Origin of the sequence: Paenibacillus ottowii (assembly GCF_050516475.1) — a bacterium.
Lineage (GTDB): Bacteria > Bacillota > Bacilli > Paenibacillales > Paenibacillaceae > Paenibacillus > Paenibacillus ottowii.
In genome coordinates this window covers 4539389-4554728 of the sequence record NZ_CP191577.1, presented here as the reverse complement: position 1 = coordinate 4554728, position 15340 = coordinate 4539389, and the positions used below count along the sequence as shown (strand labels likewise).

The window sequence follows — 15340 nt, the reverse complement described above, 5'->3', positions numbered from 1 at the left end:
TTTCAAAGTAAAATAAACCGTCGTCGTAAACTTTTCTTTATATTTATTATCTTGATATTAAGATATATTATTTTTTATTGTTTGTCAACATGAATTACGATCTTACTTCAAAAACAGGCAAAATAGATACTCGATATTATGCAAAAGCAGATAGAATAAAGCATCTGGGAGCATAAGCCTTCCCTATGGCTTGAAATGGGGATAGGTATCTATGATTCAGGGTATTGGAGTGGTGGCTATGGTACGAGAGCTCTTCGATTGTGGATCGACCATTTGTTTAATACATTGCCTCTAGTAAGAGTAGGCTTTACAACCTGGTCAGGAAATCATCGGATGATAAGGGTTGGAGAGAAGCTGGGCATGACTCTGGAAGCCAGACTTCGAAAGTGCAGATATTATAACGGAGAGTATTATGATTCGATCCGAATGGGGCATTTACGGGAAGAGTGGAGGTTATAGGTATCTTGTAAAATAAGGTCTTACTAAGCATGAAAAGATGACCTCTGAATGAATCAGAAGTCATCTTTTTTGAGGCACATGGATATTTTGCTTTCTTATTGTTAGGTGCATCTACTCTGATTCTCGAAGTCGCTCTACAATACTTTGTTTGTTGTTCATAGAATAGACTGCTACTGGAATAAGTATCCCAAGCAATATCAGTAAAGGCAGTGAAACTAGCATTGGCCAAATTATAAAGTGATAGCTCAAAAACCACATCATACTGCTTAGGGGTTTCACAATTGAAATAGATGATATGATCCCTAATAAAATGGAGAATAGGGCGGTGCCGAGAACATAATATAGCCCTTCATAGATCAGCATACCCCGCAATTGCTTTTTGGTCATGCCGATACTTTGCAGCATGGCAAACTCCTGACGCCGTGTCAATATACTCGTCAGAATTGCGTTTACAAAGTTGAGGATACCAATTAGGCCGATAATCAGACTGAGCGTGCCACCGATCATCATGATGGTGTTTTGCATACCGGAAAACTCATTCATTGAAGTGAATTTGGATGTGTAGTTCATTACCGGCTCTGTAGTTTCGGTGTAACTTTTTAAAAAGCTCTCCATGGCCTCTTCCTGATCAGGTGATACATTAAAGGCGTAGCTCATCACAGCAGGCTGCTCCGCAAGCGGCTTGTAAATATTTGCCGGAAGATAGAAGTTATACGTACTTGAACGGCGATCAGAATTGGTACTATATTTAATTGCAACATGACCAAGCACTGTGAATGCATGCGTAGTATACTCTTTATCCAGCGGAGCTTCTGCTACTCCCATATAACTGTGAAGCGTGACCTTTTCACCCACCTTATACAGAGCTTTTTCCATATGGGGGATGTCATGGTCATCTAAATCTACCCCTTCCAATATATACTTACCGGAAGCCAGCTTTTCAAAATCAAGCTCACCGTCTAGTAATCGCAACCGGTGCAGTGGTAAATCTTCCAGCCCATATACTGCTGCAATGAAGTTGCCGCGAGAATCAGTCTCATCGTCCTCATTGGTGTATTTTCCATTCTCGACAGTAAGCACTAATCTGCCACCGTACAAGCGACCGCCCTCTTCAAAGCCGGGCTGTGTCTGTACAGCCTGAATAAAACTTTCGGAGGTCTCATTTTTAGGGCCGCTAAAATAGGGACGTTGAAAATATTCAGCATGAGCAATGAGAAAGTCAGTGTCATTGAATTTGGATACAAACTTATCCATATCAATGCTCTGAGACAGGGTGAACGCCGTGTTAAGAAGTACAAGGCTTAACGAAAGACTGATGACTACTAACACGGTACGCTTTGTATTGCGCCCCAAGTTGGAGCGAGCCATGTGGATCATTTTAGCGCCTTCAGTGGATTTTTTCAGCTTACGGCCGCCCTTGGTATTTCCGTCTGTGTATCTTACTGCCTCAACTGGCGAAACAGCTGCCGCAATTCTGCCTGGCTTGAAAGTGCTGATCATTACGGTAATGAGCGCGAACAAAGCCGATCCTATAAAAATCCATGGGTTGGGAGATACCGATACCTCGGTACCAGCAAAAGTAGTGTGGTTTATAAGAAGTGGTATAAGTGCTTTACCGACAAAAAAACCTGCTATTAACCCAAACGGGATTCCTATCCCTGAAAGAACTAACGCCTGTCTGCGAATGATCCGGCGGATCTGCTTGCCGCTTGTGCCGATCGTCTTTAAAAGACCATAAAAACGAATATCTCGCATCACCGATATTTGAAAAATGTTGTAGATGATCAAATAGCCGGTAAATACGATCAGTATCAGGGCGGAAGTAAGTGCCATGATTGTTCCCGCATCCATACTAAAATTGGTTGAGATGTATGACCAATTTACATTATTCGCGATATAGTTCGGTGCATCTTCGTCAAGCGAATACCCGCTTTCGGTAATCACTTTACTGAGCTTTCCCCGCAAATCAAGGCTATTGTCGAACATTATATTTGCACTAATGGTTCCTGTATAGAAATGATCTTTTTTATAGGTGCTTTGTAATTCCTTTGCATGAGCATCGACATAGGATCTGGAGGCGAATATTTGTCCTGTGTTAAACACAGGATCGCTTTTCCACCAGCCGGAGAGGATAAAATCACGCTGTACTTCTTTACCTCGTATGTCAAGCTTTAGCCTCAAAGGTGCTCCAACCTCCAGTGGAACACCCAATAGCTGCAACGTCTTGGAGTCTGCGATCACTTCATTTTCCGCCGCAGGCTTGTGCCCCTCTTTAAGCTCAATAAAACCAAGCTTCATCCCTACATCATCGTAATACCAGAACTCTGTGTGGCGTTTTAGAAATTTATCGTTCATAACTCCGTCGCTTAGTATACGGTTATAAGCTATTTCCTTGATCAACGGATGATCCTTGACATGATTAAATTCGTCATCCGTTATATATTTAAGTACGGCATGTCCATCTCCACCGACCTGTCGCATGGTCGCCCGTTGTAAATTTTCCCCAGCGCCAATCCCCATAGTGAACAGTGTTGTAAATAGCAATGAGGTTAGTGCTATGGCAACGATAGCAAAGAGGTTACGGGCTTTGTTTACTTTGAAGCTCTTCTCTGATAAATTACGGATTACTTTTTTGTTCTTTACCTTGATCATTTTGTATCACCGCCGACCATTTTACCGTCCTCAATTCGGATGATCCGGTCTGCCATTTGCGCAATTTCCTCGTTATGAGTAATCATTACCATCGTTTGGCGGAACTGCTGGCTGGATACTTTGATTAATCCCATCACATCCAGACTGGTTTTACTATCCAGGTTCCCGGTGGGTTCATCTGCTAAAACAATTGCAGGTTTTGCTGCCAATGCTCTGGCGATGGCTACGCGTTGCTGCTGGCCCCCCGATAGATGGTTGGGCAGGTTATTCAACTTTTGGTCAAGACCCAAGGTATGTACAATTTTATCTATGTGGGTTTTGTCTGGCTCTTTACCATCCAGTTCAATAGGAAGCACAATATTTTCGTAGACATTCAAGACGGGTACCAGATTGTAATTTTGAAAAACAAAGCCGATCTTTCGTCTGCGGAAAATGGTCAATTCTTCGTCCTTCAATGTAAAAATATCCTTGCCGTCAATCGTAACGTTTCCACTGGTTGGACGATCAAGTCCACCCAGCATATGGAGAAGGGTAGATTTGCCGCTCCCGGATGTACCGACAATGGCCACAAACTCTCCGCTTTCCACCTCCAGGTTAACTCCATCTAAGGCATGAACAGCAGTATCCCCGTTACCATAATACTTTTTTAATTCCTGTGTTCTTAACAGAGCCATATAAGTTCTCCTTCACAAAAAAATGTCTGGACCGTAGTCATCTACAGTACAGACACTAACACACTAATCTTTCTACAATCTTTCTGGAATCTAACAATACTGAAAGGATTAAGTATCCATAGAAAGAAAAATAGAGAAGGTAGAGCCACAGCCGTAGTGTGAATGTACCTTGATGTAACCACCCGCCGCAGCGATAATTTCTCTAGCTAAAAACAGTCCAATCCCGACACCCTCCTGCGTGTTAACAGTGGGAGAGCGATAGAAGCGGGTAAAGATTTTACCTTGTTCCTCTTCTGCAATCCCTATGCCGTTGTCAGTGATATCAATTCGGCAAAACAATTCGTATGCTATCACTTTTATAATCATGCTTCCGCCTGTCTCTGTATATTTTATAGCGTTATCCATAATGTTATAGACAGCTTCAATCGTCCACTTTAGGTCAAAATTAGCATGAATAGCGGTATCCTCCATAACAACTGAAATCCCTTTGGCATCTGCTTTTGGCGTTATTTGCTCCAATGCAGCATCAAGGAGCCTTTGCACAGATTCCCGTCTTGGCGATACCGTGATAATTCCCGTTTCAAGCCGCGATGTTTTCAACAATGCCTGGATAAGAAAGTTAAGCTTTTCGGCCTGTGCAGATAGAGCTTTCACACAAGTGGAGGTATCCTGTGATAATTCATATTCGCTAAGTAGTTGGGAATAAAGCAGGATGTTGGCCACTGGTGTTTTCGTTTGATGTGAAATATCGGAAATCAGCTCATTTATTTTATTCTTTTCGGCAAGCAGATTTTTGGAGGACACGGAACAAATGGAAAGAAATTTCGCAAATTTAGCTTCTATTGCAGAGAGAACGGATTCATCAAAGACATCCTCCGAGAAGCTGCCATTTATCGCGGCATCCAGCATGTTCTCAATGGTTTTCATTGTTTTATGGATGCTCCTGCGATAAAGCATAATAGCACCCACAGCGGTGCATACAGCAACAACGGCAACTCCAATACATATATAGAGGAGTGTTGTCATTTCAACGCCCATGTGTAGCCCAGCCCGTAAACCGTTTTAATATATTGTGGGGAAGAAGGATGATCCTCGAGCTTGTCACGTAGCCTTTTTATCGTAACTGACAAGGCATTTTCACCTACATATTCAGCTCCGTCAGTCCAGATGCTGTCTATCAAATGATCACGCGAAACGGTATTTCCTCGATTGTTGATTAGGATGCGCAACAATTTTTGCTCCGTTTTACTTAGTTCAATAGGTGTACCATTCTTAATAAATTGCATTCTCTCGAATGAAAAAGAAAAATTGTCTAGCTGAATGGAGTCTGCAAGCGAGTATCTGGATTTCTTAAGCTGAACGCCAACTCTTGCTCTCAGTACCATAAGACTGAAGGGTTTGGTGATATAGTCGTCAGCACCCAGCTCAAAACCAGTGACGACATCTGTTTCCATATCATTCGCAGTCAGAACGATGACGGGTCTAGTTGTTTTTTTTCGTATATCTGTTAAAAGATCAAGCCCGTTTCCATCTGGTAAATTAATATCAAGAATGACTAAATCAAAAGCAGTGATGTTCAATTGCTCTTTTGCAGCAGCAATGTCATACGTTTGTGTAAATGCGTTGTTAGGTTCTTTAAGGGCAAGAATAATACCGTTACTCAAGGCGATATCATCCTCGACGATTAGTATGTGATTCATCATTTGCCTCCTATTTTTTTGATTCATCAAGTTAATGAATCCCGAGTTCCAAGAATTGCTTACAGTAAAAATGAAAAAAGGGGGACCCTAAATCTTCCATCTCTATTTTACAGGATATTGCTCTTATTTGCTCATTCGCTCTTCAGACTATTCAGTTTTTGCTAGCATCTATTTACCATGGTTTATTCAATGCAAAAAATTTGACAGATACAATATCACTGCTATAATTTATCCTAGTTGTTTTGATAATGATTATCATTATTGGAAGGGAGGACAGGGCCGAAGCTTGGTACAGGTTATTGGACAGGCTCCCTTAGTTAGAAATGAAATTGCGCTATTTAATATTGGCTTTTCTCGTACTGGCCTTCGCCTCGGTGTTTATCGGTGTTCATGATGTAACTCCACTTGATTTGTTCCACTTAACCAACGATCAAGCACAGGTGCTCCTGATTAGCAGGCTCCCACGTTTGATCAGCATTATTATCGCAGGGGCGAGTATGAGTATCTGCGGGCTGATCATGCAGCAGCTTACCCGGAATCGGTTTGTTTCGCCTACCACCGCAGGGACGATGGATGCGGCACGATTAGGTGTACTGGTGGCCATTATGGTGTTTGGAGCGGCAGGGTTTTGGACGAAGATGCTGACGGCTTTTGGATTTGCTTTAGGGGGAACGCTGATTTTCATGAAGATACTGGATAAAATCCGCTTCAAGGACCCAGTATTTATCCCGCTGGTTGGTCTGATGTTTGGGGGCATTTTAAATTCGGTGACGACTTTTTTTGCCTACAAATATAATCTGATCCAGGGCATTTCCTCGTGGATGCAGGGAGATTTTTCTCTCATTATGAGTGGTCGCTACGAGATGCTGTATCTTAGTGTTCCTTTGGTCGCGTTGGCGTACATATATGCGAATCGTTTTACAATTGCAGGCATGGGTGAGGATTTTGCGGCCAATTTGGGCGTACATTACAAGCGCACCGTCAATGTGGGTTTGGTGATCGTGGCTTTGGTGTCCTCTGTGGTCATCTTAACCGTCGGGACGATTCCCTTTTTGGGGCTGGTTGTACCCAATCTGGTCAGTATGTATATGGGGGATAATCTGAAAAAAAGTCTGGCTCATACAGCGATTTTGGGCGCGGTGTTTGTGTTGTTTTGCGATATTTTGGGACGGGTGATCATATACCCATATGAGATTTCTGTAGGGCTTACGGTGGGTGTGATCGGGAGCGCGTTGTTCTTGTATTTGCTGCTGAGGAGAAGGGCTTATGAATCCTAAATTAAAAATCGGAATATTAGCCGCTGCCGCGCTTGTGTTGATTGCTGCTTTTGTGTTTATCGATCTTCCGCACACCTGGCATTACGCGCTGCCACGACGATTGAAGAAGGTCGCAGCCTTCATTTTGACAGGTGGCTCCATTGCATTTGCAACCGTTATTTTCCAAACGGTCACGAATAATAAGATTTTGACTCCGGGTATTATCGGACTGGATTCACTGTATATGCTGATTCAGACGACGATAATTTTTGCATTTGGTTCCGTCCCATTGATTTCGACTAGTAAAGAATTAAACTTTTTGCTGTCCGTGGGGATGATGGTGCTATTCGCGGGATTGCTATACAAGTTAATTTTCCGTAAGGATGGACGGGGAATTTATGTGCTTTTGCTGATTGGTCTGGTGTTTGGGACACTATTTAACAGCCTGTCTACCTTTATGGAGGTACTGATTGATCCGAACGAATTTGCGAAAATTCAGGACAAGAGCTTTGCCAGCTTTAGTAATGTAAACACCGAGCTGTTGTGGCTTTCTGTATTCGTGCTTGTGCTCGTATTTGCTTATGCGTGGAGATTCATCAAATACCTGGACGTGCTGTCACTCGGAAGGGAGCATGCCATTAATTTAGGGCTTCCTTACAGTTATATCATCAAAAGATTGCTGATCATTGTAGCGATTCTCATCTCCATATCTACGGCACTTGTCGGGCCGATCACGTTTCTCGGACTAATTGTGGCCAATGTGGCTTACCAGGTGATGAAAACCTACCGGCACCGTTATATCATTCCGTCCTCCATCTGTATTAGTGTGATTGCGTTGGCAGGATGCCAACTGCTGGCAGAGAGAGTATTCGACTTATCGACAACCGTCAGCGTCATTATTAACTTTATCGGGGGGGTGTACTTCCTGTACCTTTTGCTGCGGGAGAATAAATCATGGTAGAAGTCAAAAACGTATCCAAACGCTACGGGAATAAAAATGTGGTGGATCAGGTATCCGTCACTGTACCTAAAGGCACCATTACCTCCTTTATTGGACCTAACGGCGCTGGAAAAAGCACCCTGTTGTCCATGATCAGTCGCCTGACAGATAGTGATGAAGGAGAAATCCTTATTGATGGGCAGGCTGTGAGCCTGACGAAAAGTGAGGAGCTGGCCCGAAAGATATCCATTTTAAAACAGACCAATGATGTCAACATTCGCTTAACCGTGAAGGAACTGGTCAGCTTCGGCCGTTTTCCGTATTCCAAGGGCAGATTGAACAGTGAGGATCGCAAAATGGTGGAGCAGTCTATGGCCTACATGGGGCTGGAGGATATGAAGGACAAGCATATTGATTTGCTAAGTGGGGGACAGCGGCAACGGGCTTTTATTGCGATGATTCTGGCACAGGACACGGAATATATCCTGCTGGATGAGCCGCTGAACAATTTGGATATGAAGCATTCGGTTCAGATTATGAAGACGCTGCGCAATTTAGTGGATGATCTGGGCAAAACGATTCTGGTGGTGCTTCACGACATTAACTTTGCTTCCTGCTATTCAGACTATATTGTGGGGATGAAGGATGGAAGATTGCTGAAACAAGGAACGGCTGACGAGATGATCGATAGCCAGGTATTGAAGGAATTGTACGATATGGATATTCCGATTCAACAGATCGGTGATCATAAAATTTGTGTGTATTTCACTTAGGGGGAATGTAGAATGAAGAAAAATATGATGTTTTTAACGCTGATGCTTGCACTGGTACTGATCGTGTCGGCTTGTGGCCAAGCAGCTCCGGCAACACCGGAAGCGACAGGCGATGGCTCCTCGACTGCAACCACAGAATCCAAGACCATCTCGGTCAAACATGCACTCGATGAAAACCCGGTTCAAGTCAAAGTCAATCCGAAAAATGTCGTTGTGTTTGATTTTGGTTCACTGGATACGTTGGATAAGCTGGGCGTCGACGTTGCGGCGGTAGCGCAGCAGGATCTTCCTACGTATTTGAGCAAATATAAAGATTCCAAATACGCAAGTGCAGGCACGCTGTTTGAACCGGATTATGAGAAAATCAGTGATCTCTCTCCTGAACTGATCATCATCGGTGGCAGACAAGCGGATGCCTATAAAGAGTTGAGCAAAATTGCACCTACTATTTCGATGGCTGTAGATACCAAGGATTATATTAATTCCTTTAAGAAGAACGTGGAAACGTTGGGGCAAATCTTCAACAAAGAGGATGCTGCCAAACAGGAACTGGCTGCAATTGATAGCTCCATCAAGGCTGTGCATGACAAGGCTGTAGCGAGCAAGGCTAAAGGCTTGATCGTACTGACGAACGAAGGAAGCTTGAGCGCATATGGCTCACAATCCCGCTTCGGTATCATTCATGATGCTTTTGGCGTAACTTCTGTAGATCCTGACATTAAAGTGTCCACGCATGGACAAAAGGTTTCTTTTGAATATGTACAGCAAAAAAATCCGGATTATATTTTTGTCGTTGACCGCGGGGCTGTGGTGGTCGAGGAAGGCAAGGAACAGGTTACAGGTAAACAAACCATTGAGAATGAACTGGTGAAGAAAACCAATGCATATAAAAATGGTCATATTGTATACCTTGATCCTAACTACTGGTACCTGTCAGGTAATGGTCTGGAATCCGTGTCTGAAATGATCAAGGAAATAGATGCTGCACTGTAATGCCTACATTCACATCATGGAGGACTGCGTAGGATGAAAGGTCATGTAGATGAAATTTCATTAGATGGGTATCTTGTGCACGTCTATACACCTCCCGCTTCCGTGAATCATAATGAGCTGTATCCTGTACTGTATGTGCAGGATGGCAGCTCTTTATTTCTAAGCGGGTTGGATGAGCTGGAACGAGGTTTTTCTACGGGAGAGCTGCCCCGTGTCGTGCTGGTGGGTATTCAGCCTGTAAATCGACTGGATGATTATACGCCTTGGAAGGCAGCTGCTTTAGTAGAGGGAAGACCTGCCTTTGGCGGTGGTGGAGATGCATATCTGGCGTTTGTGGTTACAAAATTAATGCCATACGTCGAGGCAAAATATCCAGTGCAAACTGGGCTGAAGCATACCGGGATGATCGGCGCATCGTTGGGCGGACTGATTTCCATGTATGCAGCCTTCCAGTATCCGCATATATTTGGACGCATTGGTTCGATTTCGGGCTCGTATTGGTTTCCGGGTATGATCGATTATATGCAATCCGCATCATTTGCCACTGTAATGGCTGGGGTACATCGTGTATATATCTCTGTCGGGACCCGTGAAGGGGAAGGGAAAACGAATGTACAAAAAGACATGGTTCCGTTGACCCTCCAGGCACACGAGGTGCTGCTGACACAGGGATTGGATACCCAAGATGTGCTGCTTGAACTGGATCAAGATGCGGTGCATCGTGTGGATTGTTTTCAGCGTCAGTTTCCTCAGGCCATACAGTGGCTGTTCGGATAGCATAAAAGGGAATACGAATTTCATACGACAACTTCAAAGAATTGGAGAGCGTAGAGTCTCTATGTCTTTGGGGTTGTTTTTTTTGTACGTATTTTTCGTATAATAGAGAAATGTTAAAAATTTTAAGTTATACCTTATGGAAGTGAGGGGAGACAACCATGAAAAAAAACCGCCTGGGAGCTTCGGATTTGCTGGTAGGTGAGATTGGTCTGGGATGTATGTCGGTCGGTACGGAGGAGCAGCAAGCCGTTTACTTGATTCATGAAGCGTTGGATAAAGGCGTAAATCTGTTGGATACGGCTGATTTGTACCAGCATGGACGCAATGAAGAAATTGTGGGGGCAGCGATCCGTGGACGGCGGCAGGATGTCATCCTGGCGACCAAGGTTGGCAATCGGCGTATACCAGGGCAGGAGGGCTGGGAATGGGACCCGTCCAAGAAATATATCCTGTCAGCTGTGAAAGAAAGCCTGCGCCGCCTGGGAACGGACTATATCGACCTGTATCAGTTGCACGGAGGGACGATTGACGATCCGATGGACGAAACCATTGAGGCTTTCGAGCAACTGCAGCAGGAGGGCGTTATCCGTTACTATGGCATTTCCTCCATTCGCCCGCATGTTATCCGTGAATATGTGGAACGCTCGAATATCATTAGTGTTATGAATCAGTATAGTTTGCTGGATCGGCGTGCAGAGGAAGAAGTGTTGTCTTTGCTTCAGGAGCGGGGGATTAGCGTGATTGCACGTGGACCCGTGGCGAGCGGTGTATTGGCCGATAAGGGAGAAGAAAAGGCGGCCAAGGGATACCTAGACTATAAAGAAGCGGAGCTGCTGGACGTGCGTAAACAATTAAAGGCATTTGCAGGGTCGAACCGTAGTATGGAGCAGACAGCGATCCGTTATAGCTTGTCTCATTCGGCTGTCGCGGCTGTGATCCCGGGTGCAAGTTCTTTGGCACAATTGGAGCATAATATTTCTGCAGCAGATATTGCACCGCTAACTGAGCACGAGCGGGAGGCGCTACAGCAAATCAGCCGAGCCAATCGTTATGATGCGCAATACCGCTGATCCGAATATTTACAGAAGATGGAGCGATTGGTTCTCCCCGCGTTATCTTTACCTTTAGAACGGAAAATCTGTTAAACGTGTACTCACTATAGTTGCAATATATAAAAGAAACATTACAATATAAGAATGAACTCAATTTGTTCTACCATCATTTGGGATGGAGATGTTCATAATTTTACTCTAGGAGGGACCAACGAATGGAACGCATCGAATCTGAACAGCAATATCAGGATTTGATTAATAGTGACGGTTTGACCGTTGTAAAATTTGATACAACCTGGTGTCCAGACTGCAAGACACTGGATAAATTTATGGATGGCATTATACAGGAAAACGCAGATAAGCGTTTCTTTGCGCTGGATGCTGAGAAGTTTCAGCCGATTGCCGAGGAAAATCAGGTACGTGGCATTCCGAGTCTGCTCGTGTTCCGTAACGGCGAGAAGATTGCTCATTTGCACAGCAAATACGCCAAAACGCCAGCTCAAGTTTCGGAATATTTGACCACGCTGGAATCCAAACAATAATCAGCACGCAGGATTACAACGATGGAATGATAGGGATCATTTCAATAAAATATGATTTCAGTGTAATCGAAAAAGGGATATCCGCGGGCAGTGATTCATGCCCTGCGGATATCCCTTTTTGGTTATGAAGTAACAAATGATAGCTTACAAAATAATGAAAAAGAACACAGCTGCCAGCACGAAGCGATAGATGGCAAACGTAGTCAAGCTCAAACGTTTGAGCAGACCGAGGAACGTTTTGATCGCCAGCATTCCGACGATAAAGGCGGTAATAAAGCCGGCAGCGAACACTGGGAAGTCACTCATAGACAGATGATCCATACTTTTAATCATATCAATACCTGATGCACCCAGCATGACCGGAACAGAGACGAGAAATGTAAATTCTGCGGCTGCCGTATGACTGACACGTGCGAATAGGCCCCCAGACATAGTCGAGCCTGAACGGGAAAAGCCTGGCCACAAGGCTAGGACTTGGAACACACCGATGGTAAATGCTTGTTTGTACGTGATCTCATCCAATGTATGTGATCTAATAGGCGGATGGAATTTTTCAGCCGCGATCATGAGCAAGCCCCCGATCACCAAACTGTACAAAACCGTTTCAGGGCCAAACAGGTATTGCTTGATCACATCACGGAACAGTACGCCAATTAACCCCGCAGGGATCATGGCTAAAATAATGTGCAGCAGGTTTAGACGCGGTTGGCTTGAGACTTTGCGTCTGAAATCAAACAGGCTGAGGAATCTGCGCCAGTATAAAACAACGACCGCCAGTACAGCTCCTAATTGTACGATAACCTCAAATGTTTTGACCGTATCATTCTCTGTGTTCAATCCTAGAAGATCGGCCGTGAGGATCATGTGACCCGTCGAAGAGACCGGCAAAAATTCTGTCAGCCCTTCAATAATTCCCATAATAATAGATGATAAAATATCCAATTTACTAGCTCCTCCTTACACGCATGTAGGGCAAACAACCTGAGTCGTTTGCCCTAAAATATGTCATTTCAGTAGGAGTGAACGCAAGTGTCAAGTCCAAAAGCTAGTCGCTCAGGTTACAAAGGTTCACTCCTGGGAAGAAGTGTCCGATTCCGTATCCATGTCCGAGATCGGGGATTTGTGGTGCAAAATAATTTCCACCCGACGAATACGATTTTTACCCATTTCACGAATGATAAATTTCACATCATCTTCTATGAATTCCTTGCCCTGTCTCGGTTCCGGAACCCGGCTATACACCCACCCTCCGACAGTATCCACGTCTTCATCGTCTAATGTCAAGCCCGTCAGATCACTCAGATCAGAAAGCATTACTTTACCATCCATCAAATAACTGTTCTCCGTCAGTTTCTCGATTTCCTTCCGTTCATCCTTATCAAACTCGTCCCGGATTTCGCCAACAATCTCCTCCAAAATGTCCTCAATGGTAATCAGACCAGAGGTTCCACCATATTCATCGACCAGAAGAGCAATATGAACCTGCTCCTTCTGCATACGTTTCAGCAGCGTGTTGACGGGAATAACTTCCGGTACGGTCAAGATCGGTTGAATTAGGCTATCAAAATCAAGCTCGGGATTGCGATCATACTCAAGGAATAGCTGCTTGGTATTGATCATACCAATGATCTGATCCTTGCTGTCTGTCGCTACCGGAAAACGGGTATACTGTTCTTCGTGAATAGTCTGCATGTTTTCTTTGAGCGAGCGATTCGTAAACAAGCATACCATATCTGTACGTGGCACCATAATTTCTTTGGCGACGGTCTCGTCAAAAGCGAAGATACGATTTACGTAGCCATATTCGGTGTTATTGATCTTACCACTTTCCACGCTTTCGGACAAAATGATCTGAATTTCTTCCTGAGAGTGCGCTTCTTCATGCTCACTAGCCGGTTGAAGACCAAACAGACGAACCAGGCGATTGGCTGAGCCGTTAAGAAGCCAAATAAACGGATACATGATTCGGTTAAACCACACAATGGCTGGAGAGGCTAACAGGCTGACAGCTTCCGCCTTGCGAATCGCCAAGGTTTTGGGAGCCAATTCTCCAATTACCACGTGCAAGTAAGTTACAATGACAAATGAAATAATAAAGGCCAGGATATGTGAAAACTCCCCATTGATGTTGAGCTGTTGAAAGAGAGGCTCCAGCAATTTGACTACAGTTGGTTCACCGAGCCAGCCGAGTCCTAACGCTGTAATCGTAATACCAAGCTGACAGGCAGACAGATAGCCGTCCAGATTGTTGACGACTCTTTGTAGCGCCAGTGCGTTTTTACGGTTCTCCACCACCAGCTGATCTACCCGGCTGGAACGGATTTTAATAATCGCAAACTCGGTAGCCACGAAGAAAGCACTAAATAAAATCAACACCGCAAACAAAAATAGACTGACACCTATACCCATATAATTTTCACTCATCCCTTTTTCGTTCAATTTTTTAAGAAACTCTATTTTGAGTTCACTTGAACTTATTTTAAGAACTTAAAAGAAAATATACAAGGTTCATATGGAACCGTAGCAGGTCACCTACCTCTAATTTGCACGAAAAATAAGGCTTAATAGAACCCGCACGGCTCATTGCTTCACTTTACAAGCCTAGTTTAAGGGCGTATGATGAGTTCGAATGAACTTGAAATGTACCATAGGGAGGAAAGCAGATGGAGTCTTTTACCCTCACTCGCCGTGATATGGCCCATTTGCTGCTGGCCATGGAAGGTCGCAGTGAATTGCAGCCTTTAGCCGTTCTTCAGGACGCCTGGAGGCGCACTCATAGCCATCTTGCCCGTTCCGGCAGCACAATGCCGACATTTCTGTACACCGAGGTGACACCTGTGCTGGATAAAATCATCAAGGGCAAGCACAGCGCAGCCTTTTCGCTGCAGGAGATCGTTTCTCTAGGTCAACTGGTCGAATATAGTCATGTCTCACTGGCCTCTATGCAAAATTGGGTCAAACGTGATTTCAAGGAGTTCCTCGGTGCTCCGAAGATCGGCAAAAAATACTCAGTCAACCAGGCTGCCATATTGCTCATCGTGGAAGATTTAAAATCATGTCTGGATTTTGAATCCATCCGTCAGCTATTTCATATCCTGTTCCAACAGCCCGAAGATGATACGGATGATCTGATTCAGCCGGTCGATCTGTATGCTGCATATTCAACTTTATTTGAAGAACTGGATGCGAACGGAGACCAACTGCTTGATGTAGCAGGTGCAGGGTATGCAAAAGACAACGGAAATTCTGCTACAGGACAGCAGCGTCAGGAAGCTGCGACAGAAGAGCTGCTGATTCAGGCCGCAGATCAATATACCCGTCGTTTACAGCATTTGACCTCTAATCAGCGTGAAGCAGTGCGTAATACATTACTGGTGGCAGCGGTATCGGTACAAAATAGTTATTTTTTGTCCATGGCACGTCGGTATGTGAACGCGACTTTGTTTTTGGATTTTCAAGAGTAGATCAGGATTGGCGCAAGAAGCCGATCCTATTTTTTTGCTCTTTTTTAAGGATTGTCTA

General features: G+C 44.3%; 14 protein-coding genes and 1 pseudogene. 9 read left to right on the top strand and 6 right to left on the bottom strand.

Annotation, left to right across the window (positions count from 1 at the left end; genetic code table 11):
* Positions 1-165: 165 nt before the first annotated feature.
* Positions 166-459: pseudogene (locus ACQQ6X_RS21265) on the top strand (GNAT family N-acetyltransferase); the annotation flags it as partial.
* A 111-nt stretch (positions 460-570) separates the two neighbouring features.
* Here ACQQ6X_RS21265 and ACQQ6X_RS21260 read toward each other — a convergent pair.
* The 4 genes from ACQQ6X_RS21260 to ACQQ6X_RS21245 form a co-directional block, all read right to left on the bottom strand.
* The gene (locus ACQQ6X_RS21260; protein WP_305166929.1) at positions 571-3111 is read right to left on the bottom strand and encodes an ABC transporter permease; all 2541 of its coding nucleotides are present in this window, start codon (positions 3109-3111) and stop codon (positions 571-573) included.
* Positions 3108-3785: an ABC transporter ATP-binding protein gene (locus ACQQ6X_RS21255; RefSeq protein ID WP_305166928.1), complete on the bottom strand. Its 678-nt coding sequence runs from the start codon at positions 3783-3785 to the stop codon at positions 3108-3110. Before ACQQ6X_RS21255 ends, ACQQ6X_RS21260 begins: the two co-directional genes overlap by 4 nt.
* A gap of 108 nt (positions 3786-3893) precedes the next feature.
* Positions 3894-4811, bottom strand: coding sequence for a sensor histidine kinase (locus ACQQ6X_RS21250; RefSeq protein WP_305166927.1), 918 nt, complete (start codon positions 4809-4811; stop codon positions 3894-3896).
* Positions 4808-5485, bottom strand: coding sequence for a response regulator transcription factor (locus tag ACQQ6X_RS21245; protein ID WP_305167027.1), 678 nt, complete (start codon positions 5483-5485; stop codon positions 4808-4810). The genes ACQQ6X_RS21250 and ACQQ6X_RS21245 overlap by 4 nt, the downstream gene beginning before the upstream one ends.
* 323 nt (positions 5486-5808) lie before the next feature.
* On the opposite strand from ACQQ6X_RS21245, the gene ACQQ6X_RS21240 reads away from it, so the two are divergent.
* The 7 genes from ACQQ6X_RS21240 to ACQQ6X_RS21210 all read left to right on the top strand — a co-directional run bounded on the left by ACQQ6X_RS21240 (position 5809) and on the right by ACQQ6X_RS21210 (position 11818).
* Positions 5809-6762, top strand: coding sequence for an ABC transporter permease (locus tag ACQQ6X_RS21240; protein ID WP_305166926.1), 954 nt, complete (start codon positions 5809-5811; stop codon positions 6760-6762).
* Positions 6752-7702, top strand: a complete 951-nt coding sequence (locus ACQQ6X_RS21235; protein ID WP_305166925.1) for an iron chelate uptake ABC transporter family permease subunit — start codon at positions 6752-6754, stop codon at positions 7700-7702. Before ACQQ6X_RS21240 ends, ACQQ6X_RS21235 begins: the two co-directional genes overlap by 11 nt.
* Entirely contained in the window at positions 7696-8454 is a 759-nt protein-coding gene (locus ACQQ6X_RS21230; RefSeq protein ID WP_305166924.1) for an ABC transporter ATP-binding protein, read from the top strand. Before ACQQ6X_RS21235 ends, ACQQ6X_RS21230 begins: the two co-directional genes overlap by 7 nt.
* 12 nt (positions 8455-8466) lie before the next feature.
* On the top strand, positions 8467-9447 hold the full coding sequence (locus ACQQ6X_RS21225) for a siderophore ABC transporter substrate-binding protein (protein WP_305166923.1): 981 nt from the start codon (positions 8467-8469) through the stop codon (positions 9445-9447).
* A 33-nt stretch (positions 9448-9480) separates the two neighbouring features.
* A complete protein-coding gene (locus ACQQ6X_RS21220; RefSeq protein WP_305166922.1) occupies positions 9481-10224 on the top strand; it encodes an alpha/beta hydrolase in 744 nt (247 codons plus the stop codon).
* A 158-nt stretch (positions 10225-10382) separates the two neighbouring features.
* A complete protein-coding gene (locus ACQQ6X_RS21215) occupies positions 10383-11294 on the top strand; it encodes an aldo/keto reductase (RefSeq protein WP_305166921.1) in 912 nt (303 codons plus the stop codon).
* Between the two features lie 197 nt (positions 11295-11491).
* Positions 11492-11818 carry a thioredoxin family protein gene (locus ACQQ6X_RS21210; protein ID WP_063210325.1) on the top strand — a complete coding sequence of 109 codons (327 nt, stop codon included), beginning with the start codon at positions 11492-11494 and terminating at the stop codon, positions 11816-11818.
* A gap of 144 nt (positions 11819-11962) precedes the next feature.
* Here the strand turns inward: ACQQ6X_RS21210 and bacA are convergent, their stop codons facing one another.
* Both bacA and ACQQ6X_RS21200 read right to left on the bottom strand, forming a co-directional pair.
* Positions 11963-12760, bottom strand: coding sequence for an undecaprenyl-diphosphate phosphatase (gene bacA / locus ACQQ6X_RS21205; protein ID WP_305166920.1), 798 nt, complete (start codon positions 12758-12760; stop codon positions 11963-11965).
* Positions 12761-12886: 126 nt separating this feature from the next.
* The gene (locus ACQQ6X_RS21200) at positions 12887-14227 is read right to left on the bottom strand and encodes a hemolysin family protein (RefSeq protein ID WP_305166919.1); all 1341 of its coding nucleotides are present in this window, start codon (positions 14225-14227) and stop codon (positions 12887-12889) included.
* Positions 14228-14481: 254 nt separating this feature from the next.
* On the opposite strand from ACQQ6X_RS21200, the gene ACQQ6X_RS21195 reads away from it, so the two are divergent.
* Positions 14482-15282, top strand: a complete 801-nt coding sequence (locus tag ACQQ6X_RS21195) for a DUF1836 domain-containing protein (protein ID WP_149034352.1) — start codon at positions 14482-14484, stop codon at positions 15280-15282.
* Positions 15283-15340 lie beyond the last annotated feature (58 nt).

What these genes read in the sequence shown, in the direction of transcription:
- ACQQ6X_RS21260 (WP_305166929.1), bottom strand. Translation starts at nt 3,111, where the DNA reads ATGATCAAGGTAAAGAACAAAAAAGTAATCCGTAATTTATCAGAGAAG.
- ACQQ6X_RS21200 (WP_305166919.1), bottom strand. Translation starts at nt 14,227, where the DNA reads ATGGGTATAGGTGTCAGTCTATTTTTGTTTGCGGTGTTGATTTTATTT.
- ACQQ6X_RS21240 (WP_305166926.1), top strand. Translation starts at nt 5,809, where the DNA reads ATGAAATTGCGCTATTTAATATTGGCTTTTCTCGTACTGGCCTTCGCC.
- ACQQ6X_RS21250 (WP_305166927.1), bottom strand. Translation starts at nt 4,811, where the DNA reads ATGACAACACTCCTCTATATATGTATTGGAGTTGCCGTTGTTGCTGTA.
- ACQQ6X_RS21230 (WP_305166924.1), top strand. Translation starts at nt 7,696, where the DNA reads ATGGTAGAAGTCAAAAACGTATCCAAACGCTACGGGAATAAAAATGTG.
- ACQQ6X_RS21225 (WP_305166923.1), top strand. Translation starts at nt 8,467, where the DNA reads ATGAAGAAAAATATGATGTTTTTAACGCTGATGCTTGCACTGGTACTG.
- ACQQ6X_RS21245 (WP_305167027.1), bottom strand. Translation starts at nt 5,485, where the DNA reads ATGAATCACATACTAATCGTCGAGGATGATATCGCCTTGAGTAACGGT.
- ACQQ6X_RS21255 (WP_305166928.1), bottom strand. Translation starts at nt 3,785, where the DNA reads ATGGCTCTGTTAAGAACACAGGAATTAAAAAAGTATTATGGTAACGGG.
- ACQQ6X_RS21210 (WP_063210325.1), top strand. Translation starts at nt 11,492, where the DNA reads ATGGAACGCATCGAATCTGAACAGCAATATCAGGATTTGATTAATAGT.
- ACQQ6X_RS21220 (WP_305166922.1), top strand. Translation starts at nt 9,481, where the DNA reads ATGAAAGGTCATGTAGATGAAATTTCATTAGATGGGTATCTTGTGCAC.
- ACQQ6X_RS21235 (WP_305166925.1), top strand. Translation starts at nt 6,752, where the DNA reads ATGAATCCTAAATTAAAAATCGGAATATTAGCCGCTGCCGCGCTTGTG.
- ACQQ6X_RS21215 (WP_305166921.1), top strand. Translation starts at nt 10,383, where the DNA reads ATGAAAAAAAACCGCCTGGGAGCTTCGGATTTGCTGGTAGGTGAGATT.
- ACQQ6X_RS21195 (WP_149034352.1), top strand. Translation starts at nt 14,482, where the DNA reads ATGGAGTCTTTTACCCTCACTCGCCGTGATATGGCCCATTTGCTGCTG.